The organism is Enterococcus bulliens, assembly GCF_053761865.1.
Window position 1 is genome coordinate 31,158 of the sequence record NZ_JBSMXK010000006.1, and the last position, 12,827, is coordinate 43,984.

Annotated in this window: 11 protein-coding genes; 10 read left to right on the forward strand and 1 reads right to left on the reverse strand. The window is 39.9% G+C overall.

Features of this window, described 5'->3' with window-relative positions; all coding sequences use genetic code 11:
* Positions 1-10 precede the first annotated feature (10 nt).
* From ACWOEC_RS04565 to ACWOEC_RS04605, 9 genes are all read left to right on the forward strand, one after another.
* Complete coding sequence (locus ACWOEC_RS04565) at positions 11-940, forward strand: aspartate carbamoyltransferase catalytic subunit (RefSeq protein WP_455306311.1); 930 nt, start codon at positions 11-13, stop codon at positions 938-940.
* Entirely contained in the window at positions 941-2,227 is a 1,287-nt protein-coding gene (locus tag ACWOEC_RS04570) for a dihydroorotase (protein ID WP_455306313.1), read from the forward strand.
* Positions 2,224-3,303 (forward strand): carbamoyl phosphate synthase small subunit, encoded by a 1,080-nt coding sequence (locus ACWOEC_RS04575; protein ID WP_455306315.1) that lies wholly within the window; start codon positions 2,224-2,226, stop codon positions 3,301-3,303. The genes ACWOEC_RS04570 and ACWOEC_RS04575 overlap by 4 nt, the downstream gene beginning before the upstream one ends.
* A complete protein-coding gene (gene carB, locus ACWOEC_RS04580; RefSeq protein ID WP_455306317.1) occupies positions 3,303-6,482 on the forward strand; it encodes a carbamoyl-phosphate synthase large subunit in 3,180 nt (1,059 codons plus the stop codon). Before ACWOEC_RS04575 ends, carB begins: the two co-directional genes overlap by 1 nt.
* 15 nt (positions 6,483-6,497) lie before the next feature.
* Positions 6,498-7,265 (forward strand): dihydroorotate dehydrogenase electron transfer subunit, encoded by a 768-nt coding sequence (locus tag ACWOEC_RS04585; RefSeq protein ID WP_455306319.1) that lies wholly within the window; start codon positions 6,498-6,500, stop codon positions 7,263-7,265.
* On the forward strand, positions 7,262-8,188 hold the full coding sequence (locus ACWOEC_RS04590; RefSeq protein ID WP_455306321.1) for a dihydroorotate dehydrogenase: 927 nt from the start codon (positions 7,262-7,264) through the stop codon (positions 8,186-8,188). The genes ACWOEC_RS04585 and ACWOEC_RS04590 overlap by 4 nt, the downstream gene beginning before the upstream one ends.
* Positions 8,188-8,910, forward strand: coding sequence for an orotidine-5'-phosphate decarboxylase (gene pyrF / locus ACWOEC_RS04595; protein ID WP_455306323.1), 723 nt, complete (start codon positions 8,188-8,190; stop codon positions 8,908-8,910). Before ACWOEC_RS04590 ends, pyrF begins: the two co-directional genes overlap by 1 nt.
* Positions 8,907-9,551: an orotate phosphoribosyltransferase gene (pyrE, locus tag ACWOEC_RS04600; protein ID WP_455306325.1), complete on the forward strand. Its 645-nt coding sequence runs from the start codon at positions 8,907-8,909 to the stop codon at positions 9,549-9,551. Before pyrF ends, pyrE begins: the two co-directional genes overlap by 4 nt.
* A gap of 133 nt (positions 9,552-9,684) precedes the next feature.
* On the forward strand, positions 9,685-10,350 hold the full coding sequence (locus ACWOEC_RS04605; protein WP_455306327.1) for a carbonic anhydrase family protein: 666 nt from the start codon (positions 9,685-9,687) through the stop codon (positions 10,348-10,350).
* Between the two features lie 28 nt (positions 10,351-10,378).
* Here the strand turns inward: ACWOEC_RS04605 and efbA are convergent, their stop codons facing one another.
* The gene (gene efbA, locus ACWOEC_RS04610) at positions 10,379-12,094 is read right to left on the reverse strand and encodes a fibronectin-binding protein EfbA (protein WP_455306329.1); all 1,716 of its coding nucleotides are present in this window, start codon (positions 12,092-12,094) and stop codon (positions 10,379-10,381) included.
* 168 nt (positions 12,095-12,262) lie between these two features.
* On the opposite strand from efbA, the gene ACWOEC_RS04615 reads away from it, so the two are divergent.
* Positions 12,263-12,826, forward strand: a complete 564-nt coding sequence (locus tag ACWOEC_RS04615) for a transposase (RefSeq protein ID WP_455306331.1) — start codon at positions 12,263-12,265, stop codon at positions 12,824-12,826.
* Position 12,827: the final 1 nt, after the last annotated feature.

Sequence of the window (12,827 nt, forward strand, 5' to 3'; positions counted from 1 at the left end):
GGAAGACACGGTGAATACATTATCTGTACCCAATACAAAACATTTTATTTCATTAGATCCATTTTCAAAAGAGGAACTGCTGTATTTGATTCAAAAAGGGTTATCCTTCAAAGAAGCTAAAGAATGGCCTCAAGCTTATCAGCAAGCCTTCGTTGCCAATCTTTTTTTTGAAAATAGTACACGAACACATAAAAGTTTTGAAATTGCTGAACGTAAAATGGGAATGAATGTGATTCCTTTTGAAGCAGCAACGAGCTCTGTTCAAAAAGGAGAAACCCTATACGATACTGTATTAACACTCTCTGCTATTGGGGCAGATATCTGTGTCATTCGCCATTATGAAGAAGCGTTCTATACACCAATCATCAAAAGCCCATCAATTCACGCGCACATCATCAACGCAGGAGATGGATCAGGAGAACATCCAAGCCAATCATTACTAGATTTAATGACGATCTATGAAGAATTCGGATACTTTGAAGGCTTAAATATCGCAATCGTAGGTGATTTAAGACATTCTCGAGTGGCTAAATCCAACATGAAGATCTTACATCGACTGGGTGCGACCTTGTATTTTTCTGGACCTAGAGAATGGTTTGATGAAGACTTTAGCGCTTATGGACAGTACGTGCAAATGGACGAACTCGTTACATTTGTTGATGTCATGATGATGCTTCGAGTGCAACATGAGCGTCATGAACAACAGGAACAATTTTCAAAAGAACAGTATCATCAGCAATATGGCTTAACCTTAACACGAGAACAACAAATGAAAGAGCAAGCAATTATTTTACATCCCGCTCCGGTCAATCGTGACGTTGAATTGGCAAGTGAATTAGTCGAAGCCAAACGTTCAAGAATCGTAACTCAAATGAGCAACGGTGTATTTGCTAGGATGGCAATTTTAGATACAGTTATGCAGTATAAGGAGGAAGTATAGATGGATCAACTAATTATTAATGGATTTATGATTGGACAAAGAGGGGAAAAAAATGCGGTAGAAATTTGGATCAAAGATCAACAGATCCACGCTATTGGATCACAATTTGACCGTACACAATTCGATCAAGTGATTGATGCCAAACACGGCCTGATCGCTCCAGGATTTATCGATGTCCATGTCCATTTAAGAGAGCCCGGATACACCTATAAAGAAACCATTAAAACCGGAACAAAAGCTGCAGCTAGAGGAGGCTTTACGACGATTTGTGCCATGCCCAATGTCGATCCTGTCCCCGATAGTAAAGATAATTTTCGGAATATTCAAAAAATAATCGCAAAAGATGCTTGCGTTAAAGTCTTACCCTATGCCTCCATTACAAAGGCTTTACGCTCAGAAGAATTGGTCGACATGAAGACTTTAGCACAAGAAGGCGCATTTGCCTTCACCAATGACGGTGTGGGTGTCCAGACTGCTGGCACGATGTATCAAGCGATGAAAGAAGCCAAACAGGCTAATAAAGCGATCGTCGCGCATACAGAAGATGAGTCGTTATTATTTGGCGGTGTGATGCATGCAGGCAAACGCGCTGTCGAACTAGGACTCCCTGGAATCTTGAGTGTGACAGAATCGTCACAAATCGCACGTGATTTGCTACTTGCAGAAGCAACGGGTGTTCATTACCATGTTTGCCATGTTTCTACAAAAGAGAGCGTTCGGGTGATCCGTGAAGCCAAGCAAGCTGGAATCAATGTAACGTGTGAAGTTTGTCCACATCATTTATTGCTAATCGATGAAGACATTCCTGCTGATCATGGATACTACAAAATGAACCCGCCACTGCGTGCTAGCGAAGACCAACAAGCACTGATCGACGGCTTATTGGACGGAACGATCGATTGTATCGCAACGGATCATGCTCCTCATGGTCACGATGAAAAATGTCAAAGTTTTTTAAAAGCACCATTTGGAATCGTTGGATCAGAATATGCGTTTAGCTTGATGTATACGTACTTTGTCAAGAAAGGAATCTTCACATTAGAACAAGTTTTAAATTGGATGAGTCGAAAACCCGCCGAGTTGTTTGATATTGCAGGTGGAACATTAGATATCGGAACAAAAGCAGATTTAGTCATTTTAGACTTAGAAACTGAAAGTAAAATCGATACAACAAACTTTTTATCACAAGCAACAAATACACCGTTTGATCAATGGATGGTATTTGGTGAAACCTTATACACACTCGTTGATGGCACGGTAGTTTATCAAAGAGGTGGAAACAAATGAAACGTTGGTTAATTTTAGAAGATGGAACACATTTTGAAGGAGAAGGTTTTGGTGCACCGATCAATGTTGTCGGCGAGATCGTCTTTACAACAAGTATGACAGGGTATCAAGAGACAATCACAGATCAAAGTTTCAACGGTCAGATCATTACATTTACTTATCCTACTGTAGGAAACTACGGAGTCAATCGTGATGATTATGAATCCATTATTCCAACGTGTAAAGGTGTCGTAGTGAAAGAACATGCGCGCGTTCCGAGTAACTGGCGTAGTCAAATGACTTTAGATGAATTTTTAAAACAAAAAAATATCCCTGGTATTTCAGGAATCGATACACGTGCCTTGACGAAAAAAATCCGTGAAGTAGGAACTATGAAAGCGAGTATCGTCGATGTAGGAGATAAATTTTCACATGCCTACGATCAATTAAAAGCAGCCGTTTTACCAACAAATCAAGTGCAACAAGTCTCAACTGCTAAAGCCTATCCAAGTCCTGGAACAGGACATAATGTCGTAATGATCGACTTTGGATTAAAACATAGTATTATGCGTGAATTTTCAAAACGTTCGTGCAATGTTTCAGTTTTACCTTATAATTCAACCGCTGAAGAAATTCTCTCTCTAGCACCAGACGGCGTGATGCTAACCAATGGACCTGGAGATCCAAAAAGCTTACCAGAAGTTGTGAAGATGATCCAAGAAATTCAAGGAAAAGTTCCTATTTTCGGAATTTGTTTAGGACATCAATTATTTGCCTTAGCTAATGGAGCAAATACGTATAAAATGAAATTTGGTCATCGTGGATTAAATCATCCTGTTCGTGAAATTGCGACAGGACGTATCGATTTTACTTCACAAAACCACGGATTTGCAGTTTCTGCTGAATCAATCGACCCAGAAAAATTACTGATCACGCATATCGAAGTCAACGATGGAACGATTGAAGGGGTGCGCCATCGCGATTATCCAGCTTTCAGTGTGCAATTTCATCCAGATGCAGCACCTGGACCACACGATGCCGTACATTTATTCGACGAATTTATTGAAATGATGGATGCTTGGAAGGAGCAAAACTAATGCCAAAAAGAACAGATATTCAAAAGATTTTAGTGATTGGATCAGGTCCAATCATCATCGGTCAAGCAGCCGAATTCGATTACGCAGGAACACAAGCGTGTCTTGCATTAAAAGAAGAAGGATATGAAGTCATTTTAGTTAACTCAAATCCGGCTACGATCATGACAGATCGTGAAATTGCCGATCGCGTGTATATCGAGCCGATTACCTTTGAATTCGTTTCACGTATTTTACGTAAAGAGCGACCAGATGCGATCTTACCTACTTTAGGCGGTCAGACTGGATTAAATATGGCGATGGAGTTATCCAAATCAGGATTATTAGCTGAATTAGATATCGAATTACTTGGGACAAAACTTTCAGCCATCGACCAAGCAGAAGATCGTGATCTATTTAAACAACTGATGCAAGACCTTGATCAACCAATTCCTGAGTCTGCTATTATTACAACGGTTCAAGAAGGAATCGATTTTGCAAAAACGATTGGCTACCCAGTTATCGTGCGACCAGCATTTACGCTAGGTGGAACTGGCGGTGGAATGTGTCAAAATGAAGAAGAACTACGTCATATCGCGGAAAATGGTCTAAAACTTTCGCCATTAACGCAATGTTTGATCGAACGTAGCATCGCAGGCTTTAAAGAAATCGAATATGAAGTGATGCGAGATTCAGCGGATAACGCGATTGTGGTCTGTAATATGGAAAACTTTGATCCAGTTGGGATTCACACTGGAGATTCGATTGTTTTTGCACCAAGCCAAACCCTTTCAGACTATGAATACCAATTATTACGTGATGCATCCCTTACCATCATTCGCGCTTTAAAAATCGAAGGCGGCTGTAACGTGCAATTGGCCATCGATCCAGATAGCTTCCAATACTATATCATCGAAGTAAACCCACGCGTATCACGTTCATCAGCTTTAGCGAGTAAAGCAACAGGATACCCGATTGCGAAATTAGCTGCTAAAATCGCTGTTGGCTTAACGTTAGATGAAATGAAAAACCCGGTTACTGAAACGACCTATGCTGAATTTGAACCTGCTTTAGACTACGTTGTAGCGAAAATTCCACGTTGGCCGTTTGATAAGTTTGAAACAGGGGATCGTATTTTAGGAACACAGATGAAAGCGACCGGAGAAGTGATGGCAATCGGCCGTAACATTGAAGAAGCATTACTAAAAGGGGTGCGTTCTTTAGAAATCGGAACACCGCATATGGAAATTAAAGAGTTGAGTGAAGTGAGCGATGAAGACTTGACTGAAAAAATGATCAAAGCCCAAGATGATCGTTTGTTCTATCTAGCAGAAGCGATTCGCCGAGGCTATACGATCGAAGAGATTGCTGAGATGACAAAAATCAATTTATTCTTCTTAGATAAACTTCGTCATATCATTGAATTAGAGCATGCATTAGCGAGTCAACCATTTGACCAAACTGTACTAAAAACAGCAAAAACGTACGGGATCACTGATATTAAAATCGCTGAATTATGGGAAACGACTCCTCAAAAAGTCCGCGAATTCCGAATAAGCAAAAACATTATCCCCGTCTACAAGATGGTCGATACTTGCGCTGGTGAGTTTGGTTCACAAACTCCTTATTTTTATAGTTCCTATGAATTTGAAAATGAGAGCATCCGTTCAGACAAGCCTTCAATTTTAGTATTAGGTTCTGGTCCAATCAGAATCGGGCAAGGGGTCGAATTTGATTACGCGACGGTGCATTCTGTAAAAGCGATCCAAGCAGCAGGTTATGAAGCCATCATTATGAATAGCAATCCAGAAACGGTCTCAACGGACTTTTCGATCTCAGATAAATTATACTTTGAACCCTTAACGATCGAGGATGTGCAAAATGTGATCGATTTAGAACAGCCAATCGGTGTGATTGTTCAATTCGGTGGTCAAACGGCAATCAACCTAGCTGAGCCACTACATCAAGCTGGTGTAAAAATTCTAGGGACAACGATCGAAGACTTAGATCGTGCAGAAAACCGTGATCTTTTTGAACAAGCCTTAAAAGAATTGAAGATTCCGCAACCTTTAGGAGACACAGCGACAAATACGCATGAAGCTCTAGAGATTGCCAAACATATTGGATTTCCAGTGCTTGTTCGTCCAAGTTATGTCCTTGGTGGTCGCGCAATGGAAATTGTGGATAATGAAGAGGATCTATTAAGTTATATGACGCACGCAGTCAAAGCTTCACCAGAGCATCCGGTATTGATCGATCGCTACTTGCTTGGAAAAGAATGTGAAGTCGATGCGATTTGTGACGGAAAAGATGTGTTGATTCCTGGGATTATGGAACATATCGAACGTGCTGGAGTCCATTCTGGAGACTCAATGGCAGTTTATCCTCCACAAAACTTAAGCCAAAAGACGATCGACACGATCGTGGATTACACAAAACGCTTGGCTTTAGGATTAAACTGTGTGGGAATGATGAACGTCCAATTTGTTCTCTTTGAAGATGAAGTCTACGTGATCGAAGTAAATCCAAGAGCCAGTCGAACTGCTCCGTTCTTAAGTAAAGTTACAGGGATTCCAATGGCGCAGATTGCAACGAAAGCAATTTTGGGGCAAAGTCTAAAAGATTTAGGCTATCAAGATGGGTTGTATCGCGAATCTTCATTGGTCCATGTCAAAGCACCGGTATTCTCTTTTACAAAACTGAATAAAGTCGATACGTACTTAGGGCCTGAAATGAAATCTACTGGTGAAGTCATGGGATCAGACCAAACACTAGCAAAAGCTTTATATAAAGCTTTTGAAGCTTCTGGACTCCGTATCCCAGAATACGGAACAGCCTTCTTTACCATAGCGGATGAAACCAAAGAAGAAGCCCTAACCTTAGCCAAACGATTCACTGAAGTTGGGTTTAGTTTAACAGCTACAAAAGGAACAGCTGCTTATTTTAAAGAAAATGGCCTTTTAGTTGAAGCTGTTGCGAAGTTAGATGAGGAAGAAAATAATATTATCGAACGTTTGCAAAATGGAACGATCCAAATCGCCATCAATACGATGGATAAAAATCGTAACCAACAAACGCAAGATACTTTTAGAATTCGTCGTGAAGCTGTCGAACATGGTGTGCCGTTACTGACTTCATTAGATACAGCAGATGCGATCTTAAAAGTCATGGAAGCACGTGCGTTTGCCACAAATGCTATTTAAAAAGGAGATTGTTTGATGAAGCAAGAAATGATGACGATTGTGGATCAAATCCAATTAGCCCCAGATATTTATGAAATGACCTTGAAAGGAGCACTCGTGAATCAAATGAGTGTTCCTGGACAGTTCTTACATATCCGCATTCCTAGTGGGGATCTTTTAATGCGCCGACCAATCAGTATCCATGAAATCGATCAGACAACGAAAACGTGTAAAATGATTTATCGCGTGGAAGGGCAAGGAACGGCTCAATTAGCTAAATTGACCACGGGTACATTAGATGTATTAGGTCCTTTAGGAAATGGATTTTCGATCGATGACTTAAACGCTGGTCAGACTGCCTATATTATTGGTGGAGGAATTGGGATTCCACCCCTTTATGAGTTAAGCAAACAACTAGTAAAAAAAGGCGTCACTGTCTACCATCTATTTGGTTTTGCCTCAAAAACTGTTTCTTACCATCTCGATAAGTTTGCGCAATTGGGAAAAACGCGCGTGACTACAGATGATGGCTCTTTAGGAGAGGCAGGATTGATTTCTGTTTTATTCGATTCACTTCCTACGTGCCCGGATGCAGTGTTTAGTTGTGGTAATAATGGTTTGTTAAAAGCTGTAGAACAACAATACGGTACACTTACCGATGTCCAATTGTCACTAGAAGCACGTATGGCGTGTGGTGTGGGCGCGTGTTACGCATGTGTTTGTCCAAAGCAAGACAATCCACAAAAAAGTGTCAAGGTATGCGATGAAGGACCGATATTTAAAGCTGGGGTGGTACAATTATGAGCGAACGTTTAGCGATTTCATTACCAGGATTAGCATTGAAAAATCCGATCATGCCAGCAAGTGGTTGTTTTGGATTTGGAAAAGAATACAATAACTATTATGATATCAGCCAACTTGGAGCCGTAATGGTGAAAGCAACGACACAAGAAGCACGTTACGGCAATCAAACGCCGCGTGTGGCAGAAACTCCAAGTGGGATGTTAAATGCAATTGGACTGCAAAACCCAGGCTTGCAAGTCGTCACAAAAGAAATTTTGCCCGATTTAGAAATACTTCATCCGACATTGCCAATCATCGCCAATGTCGCTGGATCTAGTCAGGAAGAATACGTGACGGTCTGCGAAAACATTTCACAAGTACCTAATGTGAAAGCTATTGAACTAAATATCTCGTGTCCAAATGTCAAACATGGAGGGATCGCCTTTGGAACAGATGCTACAGTAGCTGCTCAATTGATCGAAGCAGTAAAAAAAGTCTCTAAGGTTCCAGTGTATGCCAAGTTATCGCCAAACGTGACAGACATCGTGCCAATCGCTAAAGCGATTGAAGCTGCGGGTGCAGATGGATTTACAATGATCAATACGTTGTTAGGAATGCGGATCGATTTGAAAACCAGACGCCCGATCTTAGCAAATCAAACTGGAGGATTATCTGGTCCAGCAATCAAACCTGTTGCGATTCGACTGATTCATCAAGTAGCGAAAGCGACGACATTACCCATCATTGGGATGGGTGGCGTGTACACTGTAGACGATGTTTTAGAAATGTTTATGGCCGGAGCTAGTGCAGTAGCAGTCGGCACTGCAAATTTTACTGATCCGTATATCTGCCCTAAGTTGATCGCAGAATTGCCTAAACGAATGGATGAACTCAATATCTCTTCGTTAAACGAACTAATCTTAGAAGTGAGAGGAACACATTGATGGAAAAACGACCCATTATTGCCTTAGATTTTGCAAACAAGCAAGAAGTTCAAGCATTTTTAGCTCATTTTCCTAAAGAAGAATCTTTATTTTTAAAAGTAGGTATGGAATTATTTTATGCAGAAGGACCACAGATTATTCACTACTTACGTGAACAAGGGTATACGCTCTTTTTAGATGTCAAAGTCCACGATATTCCAAATACAGCATATCATGCTATGAAGCGTTTAGGAGCGCTAGGTGTACAGATGACAAACGTCCATGCATTAGGTGGTGTTGAGATGATGCGAGCGGCTAAAGCAGGCTTGATCGAAGGGGCAGAACAAGCAAATCAAACACGTCCACAATTAATTGCTGTGACGCAACTAACATCAACTTCCCAAGCGATGGTCAGTTATGAACAACAAATTGCAAACTCTGTGCATGAGAGCGCATATCATTTAGCAAAGATGACGCAACTTGCTGGATTAGACGGTGTCGTCTGTTCGGCACAAGAAGCCAAAGAGATCCATCGCTTGACTGGACCAGATTTTCAATGCGTCACTCCAGGTATCCGGTTACCAGAAGATGCTGTAGGCGATCAAACGCGTGTGATGACCCCATTTTCAGCTTACGAGCACGGTGCAAATTGCATTGTAGTAGGACGTCCGATCACGCAAAAAAACGATCCTTATCTTGCTTATCAACTAATTAAAAAACAATGGAATGGAGCAATCGTATGAAACAAACAATCGAACAAGAAGTTGCAACTGGTTTATTAGCTATCCAAGCCGTTTCGTTAAGTCCAAATGAGCCGTTTACTTGGGCAAGTGGCATTAAAAGCCCGATTTATTGTGACAATCGCTTGACCATGAGTTACCCTGAATTACGTACGATCATCGCAAAAGGACTGGCAAAAAAAATCAAAACACAATTTCCAGATGTTGAAATGATCGCCGGTACGGCAACTGCCGGAATCCCTCATGCAGCTTTTATCGCACAAGAATTAAATTTACCGATGAGCTATATTCGTAGTAAGCCTAAAGACCATGGGAAAACAAAACAAGTCGAAGGAAAGTTGGAACCCGGAACAAAAATGGTCATCATCGAAGATTTGATCTCAACTGGTGGTAGTGTTCTAGAAGCCAGAGCAGCTGCCACACGTGAAGGTGCAGATGTATTAGGAATCGCTGCTATTTTTACGTATGAACTAGAACTAGCAAAAGAAAAATTTGCAGCAGAAAATTGCCCCTTGCTTACACTGACTGATTATACTACTTTGATTAACGTTGCAAAAGAACAAGGACAAATCACACAGTCTGATTACGAATTACTTGAATTTTTTAAACAAAATCCGAAAAACTGGCAACAAGAAAACGTCTAAACCGCGTTTTCTTGTTTTTTTGTTCATTAATTAACAAGCGTGAAATTAAAATTATGACAATAGTTATTGTAAACTAACAGTAAGAGTGTAGAGACTCTTATAGATGTTTAGGTTGAAAGAGAGTGAAAAAATTATGACAAATGTAACAACTTGGGATTACGAAATCAGAGGACCCGAAACATGGGCCACATTGTGTGATGAATTTACGCAAGCAGCAGCATTTTCTTACCAATCACCAATCGCGTTATCACATGCGTATGACATGACTAAAAATCATCAGGCAGAAAACATTGAATTCCACTATCAAAACGCTACATTCCACAAAGAAGAGATCAATCATACAATCCATTATGTTCCAAATACTGACGTGAACTATGTCGAGTTTCATAATACGCGATACACCTTAACAGATATTCACTTTCATCGTCCAAGTGAGCATACAATTAATGGCAAACAAGAAGCGATTGAATTTCATTTTGTACACACAAATGCCAAAAACGAGAATCTAGTTGTCGGTGTATTGTGTGATTTCACTAAAGATCCAGATGTTGTCTTTATTCCAAATGAAGAGACATTGGTTTTTTATCCGAAAGTGTTTTTACCGAAAAAAACTTCTAAATTCCATTTTGAAGGTTCATTAACAACACCACCGACTAAGGGACCTATTCAATGGTTTGTGTTTGATACTGTGCAAACATTATCAGAAGACTTTTTAAAAACTTTACCCGAACATCATTTTACAATTAACAATCGTCCTACACAGGCGATCAATGGTCGTGAGATTTATTACTTTGATTAAAAAAAGACGCCTTTGAAGGCGTCTTTTTTTAAGATATCGGTTTTTGAGCTAGTTTTGCTACAACGGCTTCTTCTGGAGTAACAAAATATGCCGTTTGATTTTCGTAAATCACAAACCCAGGTTTGGCACCATTTGGTTTTTTGATATGCTTTACTTGAACACAATCGATCGGAACTTGTGCAGAATGACGATATTTTGAGAAATAACCTGCAAGTTCAGCAGCTTCCAAAATCGTTTCTTCGCTTGGATCATCTGAGCGAATGATGACGTGTGATCCAGGAATATTTTTTGCATGTAGCCAATAATCGGTTTTTTTGGCTGTACGTAAAGTGAGTTGGTCATTTTGTAAATTATTTTTTCCCACTAATAATTCTGTACCGTCACTAGCATAATAACGACTAGGTTGTGATTTTTTCTCTTGTCGTTTGACTTGTTTTGTTGGACGTTTGATATAGCCTTCAGCAATCAATTCTTCTTTGATCAATGGCAGTTCAAATGGTTGTGCTAACTCTAATTGTGACAACACTGACTCCAAGTAAGCAATCTCTTGTTTGGTCTCAGCGATTTGAGCATCGATCAATTTAACGGCATTACGCAATTTTTGATACTTTTGAAAATATTTTTGCGCATTTTGAATCGGAGTCAAAGAAGGGTCCAAAGCAATCGTCGTTGGTTGATCTTCAATATAATAATTTGGCAAGTCGATCGTATCGACACCGCGTGTAACGTTATGTTGAAAAGTCGTCAACAATTCCCCTTTTTGGCGCAGCTCTTCAGATGAAGCAGAAGCGGCTAGTGTCTCTTCTCGTTTTTTCAGTTTCAACTGATTACGTTTTAATTCATTTTCGATTTTTTTAACTAGCTCACTACCTTGTTGTTTTACCCGATCTTTTTCGGCTTTTTCATGATAGAAAGCATCGAGTAATTCGTTGAGCGAAGTAAAAGCTGTCAGTGCATCCGCTTGATTTTCTACCGAAATAAAGCGAAATGGATGAAAGGCTTCTTTTTGGTTTTGTTCAACTAGATAACTCGTTTGAAGCGTCGATATCTCATGGTAAAATTCTTGCCAAACAGCTAAACGTTCTTGAGGGCGTTTATTTAAGCGATAGGCAAGCTCTTCAGCGGTATCGCGTCCAAACCCTTGGAAAAGTGCTTGAATCGATTTAGCAGTGAATTCATGTTGTTTGGAAAGCAAATGAAACGCCTCTAGTTCACTGATTTGATAAGGATTTTCTTTTTCTTGTTTTGGTGGAGCGATATAGTCTGCACCAGGAATCAACCAGCGATAAGAATTTTGCGAACTCCCGATGTGCTTGATTGCATCTAATATTTTTCCAGTTTCTTGATTTAATAATAAAATCGTAGAATGACGTCCCATCAGTTCAACAACGAGTACGATCGATTGAAGATCACCGAGTTCGTCGCGTTTACTAAACGTAAAATGGACTACACGATCGTTTTCTAATTGGCTGATTTCGGTTAAAATTGCACCCTCTAGATACTTGCGTAACATCATAATAAAGTTAGGTGGTGTATCCGGATTAGCATAAGTCATCGTTGTTAATTGGATCCGAGCATAACTTGGATGAGCAGAAAGCAAGAGCTTATGATTTTTTCCTTGCGAGCGAATAACCAAGACCACCTCATTAGGATAAGGTTGGTGGAGTTTATTGATTCGACCATTTAATAAAATAGGTTTTAGTTCCTCGATCATTAAATGAGTAAAAATGCCGTCAAATGACATTTTACATCCCTCATTTCTTTTTTGTTCTGGTATTATTATAACGGATTTAAAAAAGAATACCAATTTTCTTACTTTCTCCACTTTCGCTAAATAAGATACAAGTTCTTGACGAATCCCTTTTGTTATTGCTACTATAACTAGGAAATGAGCAATAAAGTGGGTGAAAAGATGGACAGAGGCCCTGTCTGGCAAAAAAAATGGACAAATCAGTGGTCAAAATGGCTTAAAATACAACAGATTACACCAAAGAAACTCATTGGCTGTACGTTACTTGTTTTGATCGGTGCAGGTGCACTTACGTTTACGGTGTTGATCAGTCAACCGATCATTCGCGATCAACAAATTCGTACGTTAGTCGAACCAGAGAATACCTCTACCAAAGTGGAGATGATTCCATATGGTACATTAGCTCAATTTGTACACGATAAACCGGCTGTTTCCATTCTTTTTGGTGCACCTACAGTCAAAACAACGCAAGAGGCTTTTTTATTGTTAACAAAAAAAGAACATGAAATGAACCGGAAAATCTACTGGTACCCGATCGTATATGATCAAGATCAAATCGCGAAAACTTATGCACTTTCTGCCCAAGAATTGACGTTCGTCTTCTTTCAAAATGGAGTCGAAAAAAAACGCGTCTTGTATACTTCTTTAGCTGATCCAGAAAACGAATTGATTCCAGAAGTCAATCGCTTGCCGATGTGGAACATTACCGATCAAAAAAAACATTGAC